We start from the raw sequence: 20,810 nt of genomic DNA on the forward strand, positions 1-20,810 counted from the left end.
TGGAGGCGGACTATAGCGGGGGTTGCGGCCAACGTCGACCGTCTTGGATTGCTGATTGTGGTCCAGCACCTTGTCAGATTAACGAGAATTCAACCCGGATTGTCGGCTTGCTTTCCCAGGCCGTTGCCTGGACGAATTGGAGGATGGAATTCGTCTGAAAAAACACTCAGGCATTCACCGCGAAACTGGAGCTCGCAATCGTTTGGGTCGAGGTTTTCTTGGAATCTTACTTCGTCTTCTAGACCGGAATGATCAACTGCGTAGGTGGCCAACGCAAATTTCCAAGGTTTCTCAGTGGTATTATAATCCACATGGAAGATAATCGTGAAGCAGCGATTTTCTATGCAGTCAATATTTGAGGTTAGTGAAATGTGATTGTATTTCAGGATCATGTCGAAACTTTTAATACGTAAATGAAATTTGTTTTCCTCAACGTAACTAACTATCTGTGGCGGTGCGTCTAATTGATCAATGAGATCCTTAAATAACTTCTTGTGAAAATCGCTTAGTTCTACATAGTCCTCCGACGCTACTGGTAATGTTGTGAGACTTAGCATTGCCGTTATTGCAAAGATTTTGAATTTGCTCATCCAGAACGCTTGCATGACACACCTCATCTCCAGATCTACGGTTCTTTCTTGTGGGGACATACGTTGTTCATTACCAATCCTGACCCAGCGGGATCGCCGTGCGGCGGACAATAGGGCGGATGGCGAAGGAGGACTTCATGCGCAACACGCCGGGCAGCTGGGCGAGGTGGTCGCGGTGGATGCGCTCGAAATCGATCGGGTCCCGGGCCGACAGCCTGAGAATATAGTCTGCGTCGCCCGCCATCAGGAAACATTCCATGATCTCGTCGGAGCGGGCGACGGCGCGTTCGAAATTCTCCAATGTCTCCTTGGACTGGCCAGTCAGCGAGATTTCGACAAAGACATCCATGTGCCGGCCGAGCGTCTTCTGGTTCAGGAGCGCGACATACTTGTCGATGATGCCGGCTTCTTCCAGCGCGCGCATGCGGCGCAGGCAGGCGGACGCGGACAAGCCCACCTTTTCGGCGAGATCCGCATTGGCAATGCGGCCGTCGGCTTGCAGGACATTGAGGATCTTTTTGTCGAGACGGTCGAGTTTCATTATGCTGCACCGCACATATTGCTGGCTTTGAGATAATACCTAGCAAGAAATTTGAGTGTTTGTCCAATTTACGCAACAAACTTGCGTTAAATGGCGTTGGAGGCCCCGGGAACGCAAGCACATGCGAGGCAATCGGGCGTAGACTTAAAGGCAATCAAAACGCTTCCAGAGGAGACGTGGACATGCGCATTGGTGTGCCGAAGGAAATCAAGAACCATGAATACCGGGTCGGCCTGACCCCGGACAGTGTTCATGAAATGGTGGCCCATGGCCACGAGGTCGTGGTGGAGACCAATGCCGGCGTCGGCATCGGTGCCAGCGATGCCGACTATGAAGCCGCAGGCGCGAAGATCCTGCCGACCGCCAAGGATGTGTTCGACGCGGCCAACATGATCGTCAAGGTGAAGGAGCCTCAGGCCGTCGAGCGCGCCATGCTGCGCCCGGACCACATTCTCTTCACCTACCTGCACCTGGCCCCGGACGCGGCCCAGACCGCGGACCTCGTCAAGTCCGGTGCCACCTGCATTGCCTATGAAACCGTGGTCGATGCCCGCGGCGGCCTGCCGCTTCTGGTGCCGATGTCCCAGGTTGCCGGCCGCCTGGCGGTGATCGCCGGCGCCAAGGCACTGGAAAAGGCCCAGGGCGGCTCCGGCACCCTGATCGGCGGCGTGCCGGGTGTTGCGCCGGCCAAGGTCGTCGTCATCGGCGGCGGTGTCGTCGGTTCCCACGCCATCACCATGGCGATCGGCCTCGGCGCGGACGTCACCGTGCTTGACCGCAACACCGCCGTGCTCGGCAATCTGGCCCAGACCTTCGGACCGGCTCTGACCACCGTCTATTCGACCAAGGCGGCGCTGGAGAAATACGTGCTGGACGCCGATGTTGTTGTGGGCGCCGTTCTGGTGGCTGGGGCCGCCGCGCCGAAACTGGTGTCGCGCGATCTGGTCAGCCGCATGAAGCCGGGCTCGGTTCTGGTGGATGTCGCCATCGACCAGGGCGGCTGCTTCGAGACCTCCAAGGCGACCACCCATTCCGACCCGACCTACATCATCGACGAGGTCGTGCATTACTGCGTCGCCAACATGCCGGGCGCCGTGCCGAAGACTTCCACCCACGCGCTCAACAACGCCACGCTGCCTTTCGCGCTGGCGCTGGCCGACAAGGGCGCCAAGAAGGCGCTGCTCGACGACCCGCATTTCCTGCCGGGCCTGAACGTCATCGGCGGGCAGGTCACCTGTGAAGCCGTGGCGACGGCTCTCGGCTACGATTATGTCGATCCGAAAGTGGCCCTGGAGCAGGCCAAGGAAAGCGCCGCCGCCTGAGATCGGCAGACCATTGTTGCCTGAAATGCGAAAAGCCGGCCCTCGAGCCGGCTTTTTGTTCTTTCAAGGGGGGCTATGCCTGTCCCATGCGGGTGCAGTCGAAGCCAAGGCTCGCGGTAACTGCCGCCAGGACCAAGGATACGGTCGGGAGATCTGTCTTGAGGAGCCGATCTAAAAACGGTGCGATGACGCGGCGTGTCCGGTTTGGAAGCCTTTCCTTAATTTATATCAAAAATAGTGATGTCGGATTTTATGTCACTGGAGTTGAAACATGTTCGTTTCAGTCATTTTGGCCGCAATCGTGGGCGCCGGTGTTGTTCTGCTCGGACAGGGTTGGCAAAAGCGGAGTTTTCTTCTGACGATCACAGGTGCCGCGTTTGTTCTGTTCGGGATCGCCCTGTTTGCCTTGAACACCATGGCCGACATGAAGAAGGCCGGCGTGATTTGAGGCGGAGACGGGCCACATTGCCCTGAAGCCGGGCAATCAGCCGGGCAATCGAAGCACGACCGGTGGCGGTCCTTGAACGTTCAAGGTCTGGAAAACTCTCCTGATGAGCGCCAAGCGGCGCGCAGATGACGATTCCGCATTGGGGCGAGGGCTTTGAGCCTCGCGCTTACGGGCACCTGACCTTGTAGGGCGTGCCGTCCTGGTCGCGGGCAAATCAGTTTCGGGGGGGCACGCCGACGATACCGCCGCCGATGGTTCCAGGCGCGAGCAAGAATCTGATATGTGTTGAAGAGTCTCGAACAACTCTTAGCAAGGGCGTTCCTTCTTGATGATACTACGCTTGAGAGACCTTCTGGTCATCGTTTCAATTCTCTTCCCTGTAGCGCTTCTCGCCGGTTGTCAGTCAACTGGAGAGGGTGCCAATAGGCCGCCAGATGCATGGAAATACACGGCGCTTCAAAAGGCAGAGCAGGATTTGGTCAAGATGGCCGAAGATGGCAAGCTGGGTACTCCCGAAGACGGCACCTGGCAGGAAGCCAAGGCAAGAGCGACATTGCTTCGCCTGCGGGACAAGTACCGGTCTCAAGGGTACCGCTGATACGAAACCTCAGGCCTACTTGCGGCACAATTTACAAATTGTGAAACGCCACGCGTGGCGTCGGTTCGCCATTCAAGGACACCGCACCTTGTAAGGCGTGCCGTATTCATCATGGGCAATACAATTTCGCGGCGTGGTGACCACGCCGATGAGCCCACCGCCGACGGCGCCGAGCGCGGCCCCGGCCAGTGTGGCGTTGACTGTGGATCCCGCGACCGCACCGATGGTGGCGCCGGTGGCCGCGCCAAGGCCCGCGCCGATCAGCATGCGGTCACGCTGGCTTTCCGTGTTGGCACAGCCGGCCAGGAAAACGGCGAGAAGCGTTGCGGCGAAGACAGGTCTCATGGGAGCGGTCCTTGGCGGAATATCTGACCGCCAAGGGTGGGGTTTTATGGTTAACAGAACCTTACCGGAACCTGGTTATCCAATGCTGACCCTAGGTGACGGACCCACAAATGAAGATGAACTGGTTTGAGGCGAATTGGTCTTCATCAAGGAGCGAAAGCGCAGGAAATGTGGTTCGTTTTCAAGCCTTTCGTGACGCTGAGGACGCCCAATTCGGTCAAACCCGAGGGACATGGATTGGCTTCACTTCGCGCCGTCAGCGCGCTTGACCGGGCGAAAAGCCTGCTCCACGCACCCTCCCTGGCGGCGTTTCGCCACTTTCATGCCATTTCGTCTTCATTTATGGGGCCGTCACCTAAGGACAGGCGACCCGGTAGGGATTACCGCGCTGGTCGTAGGCGACGCAGTTTTTCGGTGTCGTCGCCGCGCCGATCAGCGCGCCGCCGGCGGCCCCGATGGCGGCGCCGGCGAGGACCGGTCCGGCACCGGCTCCGGCCGCAGCGCCGACGATGGCACCGGTCGCTCCCCCAAGACCGCCGCCGATCAGGGCGCGGTCACGGGAGCTGCTGGACTGGCACCCGGCCAGAAGCACGGCGGCCACGGCCACCAGGAACAATTTCTTCATCACGTCTTTCCCCCGGACCGTTGCCGGTCTTGAAGCTATCTGCAAGTCTTAAGGGCAAGCGACCCGGTACGGATTGCCGTAGCGGTCATAGGCGACACAGTTTTTCGGCGTCGTTGCCGCGCCGACGATCGCGCCACCGGCAGCACCGATGGCGGCACCGGCGAGGGCCGGCCCTGCGCCGTTGCCGGCAGCGGCACCGATGATGGCGCCCGTGGCGGCACCGAGACCGCCGCCCACCAGCGCCCGGTCCGTCTGGCTGTCGGACTGACAGCCCGCCAGAAACACTGCTGCCGCAGCAATCAGATATAGTCTCTTCATGACATTCTTCCCAGCGGTCACGAAACCGATATGGACAAGCCCCGCACGGTTACGGGCAGGCTACCCGGTAAGGATTACCGTTCTGATCGTAGGCAACGCAGTTTTGCAGTGCTGCCGCGCCGCCTCCGACCTGTGCTGAACCCTGTTGACCGCCGGATTGGCAACCCGCCAGGAGGGCGAGCGCCGTTGCAGTGATCAGGATGCGTGTTTTCATCGTTTTCCTCCTCCGGCTGGTGACCGACGCGGAAAACCGTCAAACCGTCTTAGGGGCAGGCGACCCGGTAGGGATTGCCGTAGCGGTCATACGCGACGCAGTTTTTCGGTGTGGTGGCTCCGCCGACAATGGCACCGCCGGCACCGCCGATGGCTGCGCCGACGAGCGCACCGCCGACATCTCCTGTTGCCGCGGCACCGATGGCAGCACCTGTCGCGGCGCCGAGGCCACCGCCGACAAGAGCGCGGTCACGAGAGCTGTCGGATTGGCAACCGGCCAGAGCAAGGCCGACAGCTGCAAGCAGAACAAGCTTTTTCATAAAAGGTATCTCCCTTCCGTTCCGCCTAACGCGGTGAATTTGCAAAGAATAAAGTCTCACCGAGGTTAAGCTGCTTTACACGCGGGGGCAATGTGTCAATTCGCACAACCGGCCGGGGCCGTCCCCGCGTGGACAGAGTCATCCTCAATCAAGATACAGAATGCGCCGGTTGGGCAAAAGTAAGGCGTTTGCCCAACGTGTTAACGCGTATCCGGCCGCTGGAGTTCGGCAGGTCAGCTGCGAATTGCCCGCAGCAGCCCTCTTGTCGAGGCGTCCTTGGTATCTGCGGCCGTATCCCCCTTGACCATCGGCAGCAGGGCTGTCGCCAGTTCCTTGCCGAGTTCCACGCCCCACTGGTCGAAGGAGTTGATGCCCCAGATCACGCCTTCGACGAAGACACGGTGTTCGTAAAGGGCAATCAGGCGGCCGAGTGCGAAGGGGGTCAGCGAATCATAGACCAGCGTGAGGGACGGGCGGTCGCCCGGAAACACCTTGTGCGGTGCTAGGCGCCCGGCCTCGTCATCGGCAAGCCCGGATGCCTTCAATTGGGCCGTGGCCTCGTCGAGCGTGCGGCCGAGCATCAGGGCTTCGGACTGCGCCAGGCAATTGGCGATCAACAGCTCATGATGGTGCTTGAGGTCATCCTCGTGGCCGTTGGCCGCGATCAGGAACTCGCACGGGATCACGGTCGTGCCCTGGTGCAGCAGCTGATAGAAGGCATGCTGGCCGTTGGTGCCCGGCTCGCCCCAGACCAGCGGACCGGTTTCCTGCGGGGCGCTGCTGCCGTCGATTCGCACGCGTTTGCCGTTCGATTCCATGTCGAGCTGCTGCAGATAGGCTGGCAGGCGCGACAGGCGCTGGTCGTAGGGCAGCACGGCGCGGGACGCGAGGCCAAGGCAATCGCGGTTCCACACGCCGATCAGGGCCATCAGCACCGGCAGGTTTTTCTCCAGCGGGGCGTCGGCGAAATGGCTGTCCATCGCGTGGGCGCCTTCCAGGAAGTCGCTGAAGGCATCCGGGCCGATGGCGATCATCAGCGGCAGGCCGATGGCGGACCAGACGGAGTAACGACCACCGACCCAGTCCCAGAAACCGAACACCCGGGCCTCGTCGATGCCGAAGGCGGCAACCTTGTCGAGGGCCGTGGAAACGGCCGCAAAATGATCGCCGACGGCGTCCTCTCCCAGGGCATCGGCGATCCACTTGCGCGCGGTCTGCGCGTTGGTCATGGTCTCGATGGTGGTGAAGGTTTTCGAGGCGACGATGATCAGCGTTGTCGCGGGATCAAGTTTTTCCAGCGTGTCGGCGATATGGGCGCCATCGACATTGGAAACGTAATGCAGCTCCGGACCATCGTGATAGGGGCTGAGCGCCAGGGTTGTCATGACCGGGCCGAGATCGGATCCGCCGATGCCGATATTGACCACGTCGCTGAAGGCGTCGCCGCTGGACGACGTCAGCTCTCCGGACCGGACCGCCTCGGAAAAGTCCGCCATGGCATCGAGCACGGCGCGCACGTCCGGCATGACGTCCTTGCCGTCGACCATCACCGGCCGGTCGGAGCGGTTGCGCAGAGCCGTGTGCAGGACTGCGCGGTTTTCCGTGGCGTTGATCTTCTCGCCGGCAAACATCGCCGCGCGCCGCCCTTCGACATCCGCGGTCCGGGCAAGGTCGAGCAGCAGGTCGAAGGCCTTGCCGTCGATCTTCGATTTGGAATAGTCGAGCAGCAGGTCGTCAAAGCTTGCGGAGAAGGTTGTGAACCGGTCCGGGTCGGCAGCGAACAGCGTGCGCAGATTGGTCTTCTGCAAAGTGTCGGCCTGCCGGGTAAGAGCTTCAAACGCTGCTTCAAGAGCCATGAACGAGTTCCCTAAATCGATTTAAGCGCCGTTTTCGCGCTGTTTTTAGCGTCGGGCCTCAGATAGCACAGCCTTGTTTCAAGGGGGAGAGAAAATTCCGTGCAACACCGCCGAAACCGGGATCCGGCGGTGTTCCCGACCGCAACGGCCTGTCAGTTTGTGATCGGTGCGAGCAGCTCCGGTGCGGTCACCAGCTGGCGCACACCATGGGAATGGTCTTCCTCGAAGACATTGCCCTTTTCCGCCCAGGCATGCAGCGAATTGATGTCCAACTTGGTGCATTGCGGCCTGACACTCCAGGTGACCTGAAGCGGGGAGCAGACGGCGTGATCGAAGTTGGGACCGGTGGTGGAGCCGATGAAGGTGACCGGGTCTCCGGTTCCTGCAGGCAGGGCTTTGGGCTGGTGCCGACCGTCGACGAGGTTGCCGTCATAGACGAAATCCAGGAAGCTGGGCGCGTTGGCATCGTTCACAACCAGGAAGGACTGGGCCTCGACGCGCAGCTGCGGATTGGCGCAGGCGTCGCTGAGACAGGCGCCCAGGCCCTTGCCCGGCTGGATGTTGCAGGATGAAAACACCCAGTGCACTTCGATCGTGTCGCCGGGCTTGACGCCGCGAAAGGCGTCGCCCGCGGGTTCGGCCAGCTCCGCGTCGGTCAGTTCCTCCGTGCCGTTGCACTTGTAGCCGCCATGCTCGCCTTCTCCCGCGAAGATGGCAAAACCGGGAGCCTTGTGTTCGGCGTTGGTGTGGGTGTGGATGTTGCACAGGTTCAGTTTGTCGGGGGCCGGGGCGATGGCGACCGTTGCAGCGTTCAGGCCTTCCTTGCTGGATATGTCACGTGGGGTCTGAGGCCCGTAACCTTCGCAGAGTTCTTCGGCGTCGCTGGTTGAAAAGGGCAGGGCTGCAAGAAGGATTGCAAGGGGAAATCCGAATCTGGTTGTCATCAAAGTCTCCTCCGGGGTCGAAGAGGTGTATTCTTGAGCGCAATTCTGGAAACGGAACCGCGTGTGCTTTCGAACCTCACATCTGAACCATGTTTGATGTTAGGGAACCAGTCGCAATTACTGCGAAGGGTGCCTTATACCGTTCAGAGTTAACCATACGTCATTGGAGCGATTTCAATTAACGGCAAATGCAATTTCAATGTGTACGCCGTATCCCTGTTCTGATTGAATACTTGCAAAGGCCCGGCGCGTGCGCCTGGTCTTAAGTGAATTGAAACCGGCCCCTAGGTAATCTGGCTCCATGAATTCGGAAACACAATCACATGGGCTGTGCCATCTGCAGGACCAACCGGACGCGGAAGAAGAAGTCGTCGTTGTCGATTTCGACAATCTCGCGGTGGTCAATGCAACCGTGTCCAACGTCAGTGAATGGGGCTGCCGGCTGGTTTCGGTCGACATTGGCAGGCTCTACAAGAATATCGCCATCTGGCCGAAGGCGGCCGACACGCTGGTGAAGGCGCATGTCACCTCGGTCAAGGGAAACGATGCGGCGGTGGTTTTCGCCAAGGCCGAGAAGAGTGTCGCCGACAAGCGCCGCGAAAAGCGCAACAATGTCAGCATTCCCGTGAAGATCGCGGATCTTGACGGCATCACGGAGATCACCGGCACGATCATCGACGCGGGCAAGAACGGGTGCAAGATCTCGGCGAAAGGCCTGCCGTCCCTGCCAGAGGAAGTGGTGCTGACCATGAGCAAGTTCGACAAGCCGGTGATTGCCGAATTCGCCTGGCGCAATGAAACATCCGCTGGACTTCGCCTTCTTTGGCACAGAACACTTGAACACGAAGACGAGGCTGATGAGGAAGATGCCGGCGTGCCCGTGGAGGACGGCGGTGAAGACACGGCAGAGCAGCCGACCGCCTGAGGCGAACCCGGCTGCTCTGTCTGCGTCTCGTCAGCCTCTCAGGCCTGCGGCCGCCCGGGCGCGTTCCTCGATCCCGCTCCAGTCGTCAGACGCAATGGCCTTGGCGTCGGCAATCCAGGATCCTCCGACACAAAGCACATTCGGCAGCTTGAGATAGTCCGGAGCCTTGTCCAGCGAGACGCCGCCGGTCGGGCAGAATTTTGCCGCCGCCAGCGGTGAGGACAGGGACTTCAGATAGGCCGCGCCGCCGGCCTGTTCGGCCGGAAAGAACTTCAGACGCCGATAGCCGCGTTCCATGAGGAACATGACTTCCGAGGCCGTTGCCGCACCGGGAAGCAGCGGCACGCTGTGCTGGTCGGCGGCATCGAGCAGGGCCTCGGTGGCGCCGGGGGAGACAATGAAGCGGGAGCCGGCTGAGACGGCGGCGTCATACTGCTTCGCGTCCAGAACCGTGCCCGCGCCGACAATCGCGCCCTCGACATGTTCGTTGACCGCGTTGATGGCTTCCAGCGCGTGCGGCGTGCGCAAGGTAATCTCGATTGCCGGCAGGCCGCCCCGCACCAGCGCCTCGGCCATCGGCACCGCCTTTTTCGGGTCTTCCACCACCAGAACCGGGATCACCGGCGCGGCGCACATCACTTTCTCGATTTTCTCAATGTCCTGGGCCACAGGCGTCTCCTAGAATTGTTCCGTTCAGGCACCAAACACGTGGGCGCCGGTGTCGGCCGCGCCGACGGCACCGCGGAAAGCGGCAAAAAGGTCGCGGCCGGTGCCGAACTGGTGTTCGCTCAGGTCGGCTTCGGCAAGCGGGCGGGCGTTGAACTCGGCCTCGTCCACCAGGACTTCCAGCGTCCCCGTGACCGCGTCGACGCGGATCATGTCGCCGTCGCGGATCTTCGCGATCGGTCCGCCGGCGGCGGCTTCCGGCGTGACGTGAATGGCCGCCGGGACCTTGCCGGACGCGCCGGACATGCGGCCGTCGGTGATCAGCGCGACCTTGTGACCGCGGTCCTGCAGGATGCCGAGGCAGGGCGTCAGCTTGTGCAGTTCGGGCATGCCGATCGCCTTCGGGCCCTGGAAGCGGACGACGGCGGCGACGTCGCCGGTCAGTTCCTTGTTGTTGAAGGCCGTCAGGAAGTCGTTCTGGTCGTGGAAGACGCGGGCAGGGGCCTCGATGACGTGACGCTCCCTGGCCACGGCAGAGATCTTGATGACGGCCTTGCCCATGTTGCCGGTCAGCATCTTCAGGCCGCCGGTCGGCTGGAAGGCCTTTGAGACCGGTGCCAGAACGGTTTCGTCGCCGGAGGTTTCGGGCACTTCCTGGCGCAGGACATTGCCGTCCGCGTCGAGTTTCGCTTCCGACGTGTAACCGGAAAGGTCCGTGCCGAAGACGGTCTTGACGTCCTGGTGCAGGTAGCCGTCACCGAGCAGCTCGCGGATCAGGAACTGCAGGCCGCCGGCCGCCTGGAAGTGGTTCACGTCGGCCTTGCCGTTCGGGTAGACGCGGGCAAGCAGCGGCACCACGTCGGAAAGGTCCGAGATGTCGTCCCAGGTCAGCCTGATGCCGGCGGCCGCGGCAATCGCGACCAGGTGCATGGTGTGATTGGTCGAGCCGCCGGTGGCGTGCAGGCCGACAACGCCGTTGACGATGGCTTTCTCGTCGATGATCTCGCCGGCGGGCGTGAACTCGTTGCCGAGCGCGGAAATGGCCAGGGCGCGCTTGGCGGCTTCCTTGGTGAGCGCGTCGCGCAGGGGTGTGCCCGGATTGACGAAAGAGGCGCCCGGCATGTGCAGGCCCATGATCTCCATCAGCATCTGGTTGGAATTGGCCGTGCCGTAGAAGGTGCAGGTGCCCGGCGAGTGATAGGCCTTGGATTCGCTTTCCAGCAGCGCGTCACGCCCGACCTTGCCCTCGGCGTAGAGCTGGCGGATCTTGGATTTCTCGTCGTTGGAAATGCCGGTGGTCATCGGGCCGGCAGGCACGAACACCGCCGGCAGGTGGCCAAAGGAGAGGGCTGCGATCGCCAGGCCCGGAACGATCTTGTCGCAAATGCCGAGGAACACGGCGGCGTCGAACATCTGGTGAGACAGGCCGACCGCGGCAGCCATGGCGATGATGTCGCGCGAGAACAGCGACAGTTCCATGCCGTCCTGGCCCTGGGTAACGCCGTCGCACATGGCCGGCACGCCGCCGGCGACCTGGGCGACCGCGCCGACTTCGCGGGCGGCGTCGCGGATCAGCGCCGGGTAGGTCTCATAGGGCTGGTGCGCCGAGAGCATGTCGTTATAGGCGGTGATGATGCCGAGATTGGGCACCACGTCGCCGGAAAGGGCCTGCTTGTCGGAGAGGCCGCAGGCGGCGAAGCCGTGGGCGAGGTTGCCGCAGGACAGGCGCGAGCGCTGCGGGCCCTTGTCGGCGGCCTTGCCGATGCGGTCCAGATAGACAGACCGGCTGTCGTGGCTGCGTTTGACGATCCGTTCGGTGACGTCGCCAATGCGATCCTGGATGGTCATTGCTTCAAATCCTTTGCTAGCCGTGCTGGCTTGGCTGGTGTTCTCTCCGGCACATAGGGCGCGATTGGCCCGGTGCAGCCACCTAATCGATTTAGAGGGCAAAAGGTTCACAGGGCCGGGCCCCGTGAACCTTGATCATACGCCGTCGTCTTCGGCCCAGGTGCGGCCGTCGCGCTCCACCAGGGCGATGGCGGCGGAAGGGCCCCAGGTGCCGGCGGTGTAGCCCTTGGGCGTGTCCTTGGAGGCGGCCCAGGCCGCCTGGATCGGATCGATCCAGGCCCAGGCTGCGTCAACCTCGTCGCGGCGCATGAACAGGGTCTGGTTGCCGCGGATCACGTCCATGATCAGGCGCTCGTAGGCGTCCGGATTGCGCACCTTGAAGGCCTCGGCGAAGCTCATGTCGAGCGGGACCTGGCGCAGGCGCATGCCGCCGGGGCCCGGGTCCTTGATCATCACCTGCATCTGGACGCCCTCGTCCGGCTGCAGGCGGATGATCAGGCGGTTGGCGGTGATGACGCCGGCCTCTTCGTCGAAGATCGAATGCGGGATCGGGCGGAACTGCACGACGATTTCGGAAACCCGCTGTGCGAGGCGCTTGCCGGTGCGCAGGTAAAAGGGCACACCGGCCCACCGCCAGTTGGCGATCTCGGCTTTCAGCGCCACGAAGGTTTCTGTCCGGCTTTCGTCGTCGCCGAGCTCTTCCAGGTAGCCCGGCACGGCGCCGCCGGCGGAGGCACCGGCGCGGTACTGGCCGCGTACGGTCAGCTTTTCCGCGCCTTGTTCATCGATGGGCGCGAGTGCCTTCAGCACTTTCAGTTTTTCGTCGCGCACGCTGTCGGCGTTCATCGATTCCGGCGGTTCCATGGCCACCAGGCAGAGCAGCTGCAGGATGTGGTTCTGGACCATGTCGCGCAGGGCACCGGCCGTGTTGTAATAACCGGCGCGACCGCCGGTGCCGAGGGACTCGGCGACCGTGATCTGGACATGGTCGATATGCGCGGCGTTCCAGAGCGGCTCGAACAGGGCATTTGCAAAGCGCAGCGCCATCAGGTTCTGCACGGTTTCCTTGCCGAGATAATGGTCGATACGGAAGATCTGGTGTTCGTTGAAGACCGCACCGACGGTGTCGTTGAGCGCCTTTGCGGACGCGCCGTCCTTGCCGATCGGCTTTTCCATGACCACGCGGGAATGGTCGTTGACCACGCCGACACGGCCGAGATTTTCGCAGATCGTGCCGAAGAGATCGGGACCGACCGCCAGATAAAAGGCGCGAATGACGTCGGGGCGTTCGTCCAGAACTGTCTTGAGGTCTTCGAAGCCGGCGCCGGAGGCGGCGTCGATCTTGACGTAACGGATGCGCCCGAGGAATTGCTGCAGGTGCTCGTCGTCCAGGTCCCTGACGTGTTCCTGAAGGGCGTTCTTCGCGTAGTCCCGGTAGTCGTCGTCGGAATAGTCGCGCCTTGCGCTGCAGATGATGCGCGCATTCTCCGGCATCTGGCCGTCGGCGTCACGGTGATAAAGTGCTGGCAGAAGCTTGCGATGGGCAAGGTCTCCGGATGCTCCGAACACGACCAGGTCGAATTCATCTACTTCAATGACGCGTACCGCCATGTTTCATCCCTTCTCAACAGCGTGTCTGTCCCGTGGAACCTCGTTGATGCCGTCTTTTTGCACTGCACCAGTCCGAGAGGCTTTTAAATCGATTTAATTCTCTTGTCAGCCCCTCAATTCAAGGCCGCCCATTCTTTTTCCAGTTCGGCCCTGCGCGGCAGGTCGGCACCGCGCCGTGAACAGGTGATCGCCGCCGCCTTGACGGCAAACCCCACGAGGCGGCGCAGGGCGTCTTCTTCAAGCCTGTCGAGGGCGGTCCGGTCCGTGACGCCCAGTTGCCTTAAACCGGCCAGCAGGGCGGCCTGGAACGTGTCGCCGGCTCCCACCGTGTCTTCTACGGTCACCTTGATCCCGGGGCAATCCACTTCAATGCCCGGGGCAAAGGCCGTGGCGCCGTCGCCACCCCGTGTCACGATCACAAGCCCGGCGCCGGCGCCGAGCCATTTGCGTGCGATTTGCTCGACAGGCTCGCCGGGGGCGATCAGCTCCAGGTCCTCGTCGCTGACCTTGATCAGGTCTGTAAGGGGCACCAGAGCCTCGGTGTTTTGCCGCCAAAGGCCCATGTCGGGGACCACGGTCGGGCGGATGTTGGGGTCGAAGGAGATCAGCGTGTGGTGTTTTTCCCGCGCGATCAGCGCCTTGAGCGCCTTGGAGACAGGCTCGACCAGGGCCGTGTAGGAACCGATATGGAGATAGGCGGGTGGGGTGTCGAAGTCCGGGAGGTCCTCTTCGGTGACCATGCGGTCGGCGGCGTTGGCACCGTAGAACGTGTAGGCGGGCGACCCCTGGTCATCCTTCTGCACCAGGCTCAGGGTCGTCAGGTAGTCGGTTCTCAGGATATAGCGTTCCGAAACGCCTTCGCTGCGAAACTTCTGGACCAGTCTTTCCCCGAGTGCGTCCCTGGAAATGCCGCCGAAGAAGCCGGCGTCCTCACCGAGGCGGGCCAGACCCATGGCGACGTTGAAGGGCGAGCCACCGATGCGGGCGTCGAAGGCGACACTGTCGCCGGAGGAGTTTTCGCCAAACAGGTCAAACAGCGCTTCACCGCAAATCAGATACATCAATGGTCCAAATCGTTGTCAGGTTCGAGTGAGGCGGCCCGGCGGGGCCGGACCGCCTGAATTTAACTTTTCAGACTCTTCGTCAGGCCGCAAGGCTGTCGGGCGGGTCCATGGCGCCGGTCATGATCGCGACCGCGTCGGACATGGAGAAGTCCGCCGGCTTGATCACGCAGGCGCGCTTGCCCAGCCGGTGAATGTGGATCCGGTCGGCGACCTCGAAGACATGCGGCATGTTGTGGCTGATCAGGACGATCGGCAGGCCGCGGGCCCTGACGTCCTTGATCAGTTCCAGAACACGCCGGCTCTCCTTGACGCCGAGCGCGGCCGTCGGTTCGTCCATGATCACCACCTTGGAGCCGAAGGCCGCCGCCCGGGCAACCGCCACCCCCTGGCGCTGACCGCCCGAAAGCGTTTCCACAGCCTGGTTGATGTTCTGGATCGTGAGCAGCCCGAGTTCGTTGAGCTTGTCGCGGGCGATCTCTTCCATCTTCTTGCGGTCGAGCTGCCGCAGCCAGTTGCCCCGAAACCCCGATTTGCGGATCTCCCGGCCCATGAACATGTTGTCCGTGATCGAGAGGGCCGGCGACATCGCGAGGGTCTGGTAGACCGTCTCGATGCCGGCTTCCCGGGCATCGATCGGCGAGGAGAAGCGGACGGGCTTGCCGTCCAGCAGGATCTCGCCGTCATCCGGCAGGACAGCGCCGCTGAGCGCCTTGATCAGGGTGGACTTGCCGGCACCGTTGTCGCCGATCACCGCCAGGATCTCGCCCGGATAGAGCTCGAAATCGGCTTGGTCCATGGCCACGACACGGCCGTAGCGCTTGATCAGGTTGCGTGCTTGAAGAACAGGTTCCATCAGACTGACACCTTTCTGATCCACTGGTCGATGGCGACCGCGCCGATGATGAGAATGCCGATCAGCAGGTAGGTCCACTGGGCATCTGCCCCGAGAAGGCGCAGGCTGAGCGTGAACACACCGACGATCAGCGCCCCGAACAGCGTGCCCAGAACCGAGCCGCGTCCGCCGAAGAGCGAGATGCCGCCGATCACCACGGCGGTGATGGATTCGATGTTGGCGAGCTGGCCGGTGGTCGGCGAGACCGAGCCGATGCGGCCGATCATGGCCCAGCCGGCAAAGGCGCAGATCAGGCCGGAGAGCATGTAGACCGAGATCTGCACTTTCTTCACCTGAACGCCCGACAGCTGCGCGGCCTCCGGATCGTCGCCTACGGCATAGACATGGCGGCCCCAGGCGGTCTGCCGGAGCGCATAGGCGAGCACCAGGATCAGTACCACCATGAAGATGACACCGTAGGTGAAGATCGCGCCGCCGATATTGACCTTGTTGCCGAAGAACTGCAGCAGGGGCGCAAGCTCGGAGATTTCCTGGGACCGGATGGTCTCGTTGGCCGAATAGAGAAAGTTGGTCGCCAGAACGATCTGCCACATGCCGAGCGTCACGATGAAGGGCGGCAGCTTGACGATTGCCACCAGGAAACCGTTGATGTAGCCGCAAAGCGTGCCGCACAGGAGGCCGCAGACGATGGCCAGTTCCACCGGCAGGCCGTAGCGGAATGTGAACTGGCCCATGACCACGGAAGACAGCACCATGATCGCGCCGACCGACAGGTCGATGCCGGCGGTCAGGATGACAAGGCTTTGCGCGGCGGCGACGATGCCGACGATCTGGACCTGCTGAAGGATCAGCGTCAGTGCGAATGGCGAGAACAGTTTCGATCCCAGCAGAATGCCGAAGACAATGAGTGACAGCAGCAGCACGATCAGCGGAACCAGCGATGGTGTCTGATGCAGCGTGTGCTGGATCTTGTGCCCGATCCCATGATGGTGTTCATCGAACGAGGCGACAGCCTGCGGACCGGACGCTGCCGCGGATTCGAAATCCACCTGTCCGCCTGCCGTTTTGGTGTCTGAGGTCATGCCCGTTTTATCCCTCTGTACCACTTTGAAAAAGGGGGCAAGGTTGCCCATGCCCCCCTTCCGTCTCATGCATTTCGAGGTTTAGCCCCAGCAGAGATCGGTGCCCTTGGTGGTGTCAATGCTGTCCACGCCGTCAACCGGCTTGTCCGTCACCAGCGCAACACCGGTGTCGAAGAAGTCCTTGCCCGGGGTCGGCTCCGGCTTCTCGCCATTGTCGGCCCAGTTCTTGATGGCCTCGATGCCGAGAGATGCCATCAGCAGCGGGTATTGCTGAGAGGTGGCTCCGATGACGCCGTCCTTGACATTCTGCACGCCCGGGCAGCCGCCGTCGACAGAAACGATGAGGACGTCATTCTCACGGCCGATGGCCTTCAGGGCCTCGTAGGCTCCCGCGGCGGCCGGCTCGTTGATCGTGTAGACCACGTTGATCATCGGATCCTTGGCCAGGAGATTTTCCATGGCCCGGCGGCCGCCTTCCTCGTTGCCCTGGGTGACGTCGTTGCCGACGATGCGGGCATCGTCTTCATCGCCCCACTTCTTCGGGTCGCCGAGGTCGATACCGAAGCCCTGCAGGAAGCCCTGGTCGCGCAAGACGCCGACGGTGGGCTGGCTGATGGCAAGATCAAGCATGCCGATCTTGGCGTTCGCGGCTTCGTCGCCGAGGGCTGCTGCTGCCCATTTGCCGATCAGCTCGCCCGCCAGGAAGTTGTCGGTGGCAAAGGTTGCGTCCGCGGCATCGATCGGGCTCAGCGGCGTGTCGAGTGCGATCACCAGCAGGCCGTTGTCGCGAGCCTGCTGCACGGCCGGCACGATGGACGATGTGTCCGAAGCGGTCAGCAGAATGCCCTTTGCGCCGTCCGCGATGCAGGTTTCGATTGCCGCCACCTGGGTTTCGTGGTCGCCGTCGATCTTGCCGGCAAAGGATTTCAGCTCGATGCCCAGTTCTTCAGCCTTGGCGGTGGCGCCTTCCTTCATCTTGACGAAAAACGGATTGGTGTCCGTCTTGGTGATCAGACACGCGGAAATATCTGCTGCGGCTGCCGGTACGGCTGCCATGGTGGCAACAACGGATGCGGTCGCGAGTAGTTTGCGGATCATTGCGGTTTTCCTCCCTGGCCTTGATTTCAAGTGCGACGATCGGGTGCGGCCAGATGTGACCCCAATCGTGCTGCCCGTGCCGGAAAGCTGGCTTTGTCCTCGGAATTGCCAGCGCCGGCGGGTCCGGTGTCCTTCCCGCCTGTCAGGATCGCGGCCCTGGGCGAGAAGTTGAAAAATTGCGGCAGGCTGGCCGCGCCGATGGCGCCGGCGTCATGGCCGAAACTGCCGATCTTGATGTCGGGCGATTGCCGGCGTTCCGGGGCGGTGCGTTCCACCACCTCCTTGAGCGCCGTCCTGAAAACGTCCGGAAAGGGGCCGCCGAGGTCGCCGTCGAAAACGACAAGCGGCACGTCGAGAAGCGCATAGGCGGACCGCAGCGCGATGCCGAGGGCCTGGGCGCAATCGGCCATCCATTCCCTGTATTCGGGCGCGTCTTCCTCAACGGCTTTCTGGAGATCGGCCCGGTTCAGTTTTGCGAAGGTCTCCGGTGCCATGTGCCGGGCAAGGGCGACGAGCGACGCCCGCGTCAGGAGCAGGTCCCATTGGTGGCGCGCCCTGGGGGCCGTCGGCAGGCTGCTCGGGGGAACCAGCATCATGGCAACGTCGCCGGCATTGCCGCTCTCGCCGCGAACGACATCGCCCTTGAGGACGAGGCCTCCGCCGATCGCCGGGCCGAGGAAAAGATAGAGGAAGTGGTCGTTCTGACGGCCGAGGCCGTAGAACAGTTCCGCGACGGCGGCGGCCGTGCCGTCGTTTTCACTGAAGACGGGCAGGCCGGTTGCGGTCTCAAGGGCTTCCGCGAGGTCGAATGCGTCCCACTTCTTGAAGTCCGCTTCGGGAAGGCCGAGCTCATGCAACCATGCGCCGAGGTTGAACGGCTGGGCCAATCCGATCCCGGTGATACGGGTCTGTTCCTCTTCGCTCAGGTGGGCCCTCAGGATCCGGAGGTCCTCGGTCAGAATCTCAAGGGCTTGCTCCGGTGCGGGCAGGATCAGGTCGTGAAGGCGGCGGTCGACCAGCTGGCCGGAGAAATCCATCAGGACCGTTTCCATGTTGGTCCGGTCCAGGCGGACACCAAACGAGTAGGCACCCCCGGGGGCCAGGCGCAGCATCGTCGCGGGCTGGCCACGACCGCCATCGTGCCGCTTGCCGGCCTCGACGATCAGTCCTTCCTCGATCAGGTTCTGGATGATCGCTCCGATGGCGGCGTTGGTCAATTGCACGGTTCGCGCGAGTTCCGCCTTGGAAGCTTCGCCTGCGCGCCGTAGGATCTGCAGGACAATGCGTTCGTTGTAGCGCCGTAACTGCGCGGAATTCGAGCCGCGACCGCTTTTGCGGGGTTCCTCCACCCTTCTCGCTCCTCCCGTTTCCGGCCGCCTTTGTTATCTGTTTGCGGCGATCCGGAATAATTTATCTTGATGAAATTATTCGCGTGTTCTCCCAATCTGTCAATTCCAATTTGCTGTTGCGGCGCAAGGAAACCGTTTTGTAATGCGGTAAGCATCTGAAGGACTTAAGGAAAAATCAGCATTAAAAATTGATGCCGATTACCTTACGGTATTTCCTTTAGGTGAAGCGGCAGGGATTGACTCTCTGCGACTCCGCTTGCCACAGCAGTGCAGGCCTTCGGTCTTTGCCGGAAGGCGCCTCGCTTCCCGAAGGACATAGGGCGCGGCCGACAGATTTCCGCCCCACCGTTCAAACGGCAGCTTACCGGTCCCCGAAGTTGTGTCATGACATGACGTCAACGCTGAATCGGCTTTTACGGAATGCAGGCGGCTCTGTATTGTCGGTGCACAACAAGATTCGGAGAATGAGTGCATGCCGGTCAATCACGATGAAGCGTTTCTGGCGCGTGCGATCGCAGCGGGCGCAGGCGAGGCACCCGCCGACATGGTGATCAGGAATGTCCGCCTGTTCAGTGTTGTCGACGGCAGCACCGTCGACACCGATATTGCCGTCGTCGGCGACCGGATTGTCGGCACCCATGGCCGGTATGAAGGCGAGCGGAACATCGACGGCAGCGGGCTGACCGCCGTGCCGGGCTTCATCGACACGCATCTGCATGTGGAATCCTCGCTGGTCACGCCGTTCGAGTTCGACCGCTGCGTCCTGCCGCACGGGGTCACCACGGCCATCTGCGATCCGCACGAGATTGCCAATGTCCTCGGTGCCGAGGGCATCCGGTATTTCCTCGACAGTTCCCTGGAAACGGTGATGGATCTCAGGGTCAACCTGTCCTCCTGCGTGCCCGCGACGGCCTTCGAGACCGCCGGAGCCTGCCTGGAGATCGAGGACCTGTTGCCTTTCCGCGGTCATGCCAAGGTGATCGGCCTGGCGGAATTCATGAACTTTCCGGGCGTCCTGGCGCGCGACCCGAAAGTGCTCGCCAAGCTGGCCGCCTTCCAGGACGGTCATATCGACGGCCATGCACCGCTGCTCGGCGGGCTCGGCCTCAACGGGTATCTCGCCGCAGGCATTCGCACCGATCATGAGGCGACCTCGGCCGAAGAGGCACTCGAAAAGCTCGCCAAGGGCATGACCATCCTGATGCGCGAGGGCTCGGTGTCGAAGGACCTGGAGGCGCTGGCGCCGATCCTGACGCCGGACGTCTCTGCGTTCGTGGCGCTGTGCACCGATGACCGCAACCCTCTGGATATTGCCGAGGAAGGCCATCTCGACAGCATGATCCGGCGCCTGATCGCCAAGGGCACAAGGCCGCTCGATGCCTACCGGGCCGCCAGCTGGTCGGCGGCCAATGCATTCGGGCTGAAGGACAAGGGTGCCATCGCCCCGGGCAAGCGGGCGGACATCGCGCTCCTGAGCGATTTCGAGGATTGCCGGGTCGCGCAGGTGATCTGCGGCGGGGTCGTTGCCGACGACGCCGCCTTTGCCCGCAGAAACATTGTCGCCCCGGTTGGCCTCGACAGCGTCAAGGTTGCGCCGGTGACGGCCGCGAAATTCGACATTCCGGCCCGCAACAGCGAGGCCGACGTGATCGGCGTGGTGCCGGGCCGGATCATCACCGAACACCTGAAGCGCACCCTGCCGGTGACCGGTGGCAAGACGCTGGCCGATCTCGACCAGGATGTCCTGAAGGTCGCCGTCGTCGAGCGCCACAAGGGCACCGGCAATATCGGCCTCGGCTTCGTCAACGGCTTCGGCATGAAGCGCGGCGCGATTGCCTCCTCCGTCGGTCACGACAGCCACAATATCTGTGTGGTCGGCGCGAACGAGGATGCCATGGCCCATGCGGTCAACCGGGTGATCGCGATGAAGGGCGGTTTCGCGGTCGCGGATGCGGACGGGGTCAAGGCGGAGCTGGCCCTGCCGCTGGCCGGCCTGATGAGCCTGGAGCCGTTCGAGACGGTCAAGGAACATCTGGAAGAGCTGCGCGCGGCGGCGAAGGATCTCGGCTGCACGCTGGCCGAACCCTTCCTGCAGGTCGCCTTCCTGCCGCTGCCGGTGATCCCGCACCTGAAAATCACCGATTTCGGTGTCTTCGACGTCAACAGGTTCGAGCTGATCGATCAGGGGTCTTGA

General features: G+C 62.2%; 22 protein-coding genes. 5 read left to right on the plus strand and 17 right to left on the minus strand.

What is annotated here, in order from left to right; all coding sequences use genetic code 11:
* Nucleotides 1-89 precede the first annotated feature (89 nt).
* Nucleotides 90-605, minus strand: coding sequence for a hypothetical protein (locus O6760_RS17690; protein ID WP_269581032.1), 516 nt, complete (start codon nucleotides 603-605; stop codon nucleotides 90-92).
* Between the two features lie 55 nt (nucleotides 606-660).
* Nucleotides 661-1,131, minus strand: coding sequence for an Lrp/AsnC family transcriptional regulator (locus tag O6760_RS17695; protein WP_269581033.1), 471 nt, complete (start codon nucleotides 1,129-1,131; stop codon nucleotides 661-663).
* Nucleotides 1,132-1,313: 182 nt separating this feature from the next.
* On the opposite strand from O6760_RS17695, the gene ald reads away from it, so the two are divergent.
* The 3 genes from ald to O6760_RS17710 all read left to right on the plus strand — a co-directional run bounded on the left by ald (nucleotide 1,314) and on the right by O6760_RS17710 (nucleotide 3,499).
* Entirely contained in the window at nucleotides 1,314-2,453 is a 1,140-nt protein-coding gene (ald, locus tag O6760_RS17700; protein ID WP_269581034.1) for an alanine dehydrogenase, read from the plus strand.
* Between the two features lie 271 nt (nucleotides 2,454-2,724).
* The gene (locus O6760_RS17705) at nucleotides 2,725-2,901 is read left to right on the plus strand and encodes a hypothetical protein (RefSeq protein ID WP_269581035.1); all 177 of its coding nucleotides are present in this window, start codon (nucleotides 2,725-2,727) and stop codon (nucleotides 2,899-2,901) included.
* A gap of 340 nt (nucleotides 2,902-3,241) precedes the next feature.
* The gene (locus O6760_RS17710; RefSeq protein WP_269581036.1) at nucleotides 3,242-3,499 is read left to right on the plus strand and encodes a hypothetical protein; all 258 of its coding nucleotides are present in this window, start codon (nucleotides 3,242-3,244) and stop codon (nucleotides 3,497-3,499) included.
* A 72-nt stretch (nucleotides 3,500-3,571) separates the two neighbouring features.
* Here the strand turns inward: O6760_RS17710 and O6760_RS17715 are convergent, their stop codons facing one another.
* The 7 genes from O6760_RS17715 to O6760_RS17745 all read right to left on the minus strand — a co-directional run bounded on the left by O6760_RS17715 (nucleotide 3,572) and on the right by O6760_RS17745 (nucleotide 8,120).
* Entirely contained in the window at nucleotides 3,572-3,844 is a 273-nt protein-coding gene (locus tag O6760_RS17715; RefSeq protein WP_269581037.1) for a glycine zipper domain-containing protein, read from the minus strand.
* 355 nt (nucleotides 3,845-4,199) lie between these two features.
* Nucleotides 4,200-4,469, minus strand: a complete 270-nt coding sequence (locus tag O6760_RS17720; RefSeq protein WP_269581038.1) for a lipoprotein — start codon at nucleotides 4,467-4,469, stop codon at nucleotides 4,200-4,202.
* Between the two features lie 48 nt (nucleotides 4,470-4,517).
* On the minus strand, nucleotides 4,518-4,787 hold the full coding sequence (locus O6760_RS17725) for a bacteriocin (protein ID WP_269581039.1): 270 nt from the start codon (nucleotides 4,785-4,787) through the stop codon (nucleotides 4,518-4,520).
* A 49-nt stretch (nucleotides 4,788-4,836) separates the two neighbouring features.
* Entirely contained in the window at nucleotides 4,837-5,001 is a 165-nt protein-coding gene (locus O6760_RS17730; protein ID WP_269581040.1) for a lipoprotein, read from the minus strand.
* Nucleotides 5,002-5,050: 49 nt separating this feature from the next.
* On the minus strand, nucleotides 5,051-5,320 hold the full coding sequence (locus tag O6760_RS17735; RefSeq protein ID WP_269581041.1) for a glycine zipper domain-containing protein: 270 nt from the start codon (nucleotides 5,318-5,320) through the stop codon (nucleotides 5,051-5,053).
* 233 nt (nucleotides 5,321-5,553) lie between these two features.
* Nucleotides 5,554-7,176 carry a glucose-6-phosphate isomerase gene (pgi, locus tag O6760_RS17740; RefSeq protein ID WP_269581042.1) on the minus strand — a complete coding sequence of 541 codons (1,623 nt, stop codon included), beginning with the start codon at nucleotides 7,174-7,176 and terminating at the stop codon, nucleotides 5,554-5,556.
* Between the two features lie 152 nt (nucleotides 7,177-7,328).
* Complete coding sequence (locus O6760_RS17745; RefSeq protein WP_269581043.1) at nucleotides 7,329-8,120, minus strand: delta-class carbonic anhydrase; 792 nt, start codon at nucleotides 8,118-8,120, stop codon at nucleotides 7,329-7,331.
* A 301-nt stretch (nucleotides 8,121-8,421) separates the two neighbouring features.
* Here O6760_RS17745 and O6760_RS17750 point away from each other — a divergent pair, with 301 nt between their 5' ends.
* Nucleotides 8,422-9,045: a PilZ domain-containing protein gene (locus O6760_RS17750; RefSeq protein ID WP_269581044.1), complete on the plus strand. Its 624-nt coding sequence runs from the start codon at nucleotides 8,422-8,424 to the stop codon at nucleotides 9,043-9,045.
* Nucleotides 9,046-9,075: 30 nt separating this feature from the next.
* On the opposite strand, the gene eda is transcribed toward O6760_RS17750, so the two are convergent.
* From eda to O6760_RS17790, 8 genes are all read right to left on the minus strand, one after another.
* On the minus strand, nucleotides 9,076-9,681 hold the full coding sequence (eda, locus tag O6760_RS17755; RefSeq protein ID WP_442969930.1) for a bifunctional 4-hydroxy-2-oxoglutarate aldolase/2-dehydro-3-deoxy-phosphogluconate aldolase: 606 nt from the start codon (nucleotides 9,679-9,681) through the stop codon (nucleotides 9,076-9,078).
* Between the two features lie 57 nt (nucleotides 9,682-9,738).
* On the minus strand, nucleotides 9,739-11,559 hold the full coding sequence (edd, locus tag O6760_RS17760; RefSeq protein ID WP_269581046.1) for a phosphogluconate dehydratase: 1,821 nt from the start codon (nucleotides 11,557-11,559) through the stop codon (nucleotides 9,739-9,741).
* A gap of 135 nt (nucleotides 11,560-11,694) precedes the next feature.
* Nucleotides 11,695-13,170 carry a glucose-6-phosphate dehydrogenase gene (gene zwf, locus O6760_RS17765; protein WP_269581047.1) on the minus strand — a complete coding sequence of 492 codons (1,476 nt, stop codon included), beginning with the start codon at nucleotides 13,168-13,170 and terminating at the stop codon, nucleotides 11,695-11,697.
* 113 nt (nucleotides 13,171-13,283) lie between these two features.
* Nucleotides 13,284-14,231, minus strand: a complete 948-nt coding sequence (locus O6760_RS17770) for a carbohydrate kinase family protein (RefSeq protein ID WP_269581048.1) — start codon at nucleotides 14,229-14,231, stop codon at nucleotides 13,284-13,286.
* A gap of 82 nt (nucleotides 14,232-14,313) precedes the next feature.
* Entirely contained in the window at nucleotides 14,314-15,087 is a 774-nt protein-coding gene (locus tag O6760_RS17775) for an ATP-binding cassette domain-containing protein (protein ID WP_269581049.1), read from the minus strand.
* Nucleotides 15,087-16,169, minus strand: coding sequence for an ABC transporter permease (locus O6760_RS17780; RefSeq protein WP_269581050.1), 1,083 nt, complete (start codon nucleotides 16,167-16,169; stop codon nucleotides 15,087-15,089). The genes O6760_RS17775 and O6760_RS17780 overlap by 1 nt, the downstream gene beginning before the upstream one ends.
* Before the next feature lie 81 nt (nucleotides 16,170-16,250).
* Nucleotides 16,251-17,267: a sugar ABC transporter substrate-binding protein gene (locus O6760_RS17785; RefSeq protein WP_269581051.1), complete on the minus strand. Its 1,017-nt coding sequence runs from the start codon at nucleotides 17,265-17,267 to the stop codon at nucleotides 16,251-16,253.
* A gap of 26 nt (nucleotides 17,268-17,293) precedes the next feature.
* Nucleotides 17,294-18,616: an ROK family transcriptional regulator gene (locus tag O6760_RS17790; RefSeq protein WP_269581052.1), complete on the minus strand. Its 1,323-nt coding sequence runs from the start codon at nucleotides 18,614-18,616 to the stop codon at nucleotides 17,294-17,296.
* A 472-nt stretch (nucleotides 18,617-19,088) separates the two neighbouring features.
* Here O6760_RS17790 and ade point away from each other — a divergent pair, with 472 nt between their 5' ends.
* Nucleotides 19,089-20,810, plus strand: coding sequence for an adenine deaminase (gene ade, locus O6760_RS17795; protein ID WP_269581053.1), 1,722 nt, complete (start codon nucleotides 19,089-19,091; stop codon nucleotides 20,808-20,810).

Source organism: Roseibium sp. Sym1 (assembly GCF_027359675.1).
Taxonomy (GTDB): Bacteria; Pseudomonadota; Alphaproteobacteria; order Rhizobiales; family Stappiaceae; genus Roseibium.

Bases quoted from the DNA above. Each gene is read 5' to 3' on its own strand.
- O6760_RS17785 (WP_269581051.1), bottom strand. From the start codon at position 17,267: ATGATCCGCAAACTACTCGCGACCGCATCCGTTGTTGCCACCATGGCA.
- O6760_RS17770 (WP_269581048.1), bottom strand. From the start codon at position 14,231: ATGTATCTGATTTGCGGTGAAGCGCTGTTTGACCTGTTTGGCGAAAAC.
- eda (WP_442969930.1), bottom strand. From the start codon at position 9,681: ATGTGCGCCGCGCCGGTGATCCCGGTTCTGGTGGTGGAAGACCCGAAA.
- O6760_RS17780 (WP_269581050.1), bottom strand. From the start codon at position 16,169: ATGACCTCAGACACCAAAACGGCAGGCGGACAGGTGGATTTCGAATCC.
- O6760_RS17730 (WP_269581040.1), bottom strand. From the start codon at position 5,001: ATGAAAACACGCATCCTGATCACTGCAACGGCGCTCGCCCTCCTGGCG.
- ade (WP_269581053.1), top strand. From the start codon at position 19,089: ATGCCGGTCAATCACGATGAAGCGTTTCTGGCGCGTGCGATCGCAGCG.
- O6760_RS17715 (WP_269581037.1), bottom strand. From the start codon at position 3,844: ATGAGACCTGTCTTCGCCGCAACGCTTCTCGCCGTTTTCCTGGCCGGC.
- O6760_RS17735 (WP_269581041.1), bottom strand. From the start codon at position 5,320: ATGAAAAAGCTTGTTCTGCTTGCAGCTGTCGGCCTTGCTCTGGCCGGT.
- zwf (WP_269581047.1), bottom strand. From the start codon at position 13,170: ATGGCGGTACGCGTCATTGAAGTAGATGAATTCGACCTGGTCGTGTTC.
- edd (WP_269581046.1), bottom strand. From the start codon at position 11,559: ATGACCATCCAGGATCGCATTGGCGACGTCACCGAACGGATCGTCAAA.
- O6760_RS17775 (WP_269581049.1), bottom strand. From the start codon at position 15,087: ATGGAACCTGTTCTTCAAGCACGCAACCTGATCAAGCGCTACGGCCGT.
- O6760_RS17725 (WP_269581039.1), bottom strand. From the start codon at position 4,787: ATGAAGAGACTATATCTGATTGCTGCGGCAGCAGTGTTTCTGGCGGGC.
- pgi (WP_269581042.1), bottom strand. From the start codon at position 7,176: ATGGCTCTTGAAGCAGCGTTTGAAGCTCTTACCCGGCAGGCCGACACT.
- O6760_RS17690 (WP_269581032.1), bottom strand. From the start codon at position 605: ATGCAAGCGTTCTGGATGAGCAAATTCAAAATCTTTGCAATAACGGCA.
- O6760_RS17695 (WP_269581033.1), bottom strand. From the start codon at position 1,131: ATGAAACTCGACCGTCTCGACAAAAAGATCCTCAATGTCCTGCAAGCC.
- ald (WP_269581034.1), top strand. From the start codon at position 1,314: ATGCGCATTGGTGTGCCGAAGGAAATCAAGAACCATGAATACCGGGTC.
- O6760_RS17705 (WP_269581035.1), top strand. From the start codon at position 2,725: ATGTTCGTTTCAGTCATTTTGGCCGCAATCGTGGGCGCCGGTGTTGTT.
- O6760_RS17750 (WP_269581044.1), top strand. From the start codon at position 8,422: ATGAATTCGGAAACACAATCACATGGGCTGTGCCATCTGCAGGACCAA.
- O6760_RS17720 (WP_269581038.1), bottom strand. From the start codon at position 4,469: ATGAAGAAATTGTTCCTGGTGGCCGTGGCCGCCGTGCTTCTGGCCGGG.
- O6760_RS17745 (WP_269581043.1), bottom strand. From the start codon at position 8,120: ATGACAACCAGATTCGGATTTCCCCTTGCAATCCTTCTTGCAGCCCTG.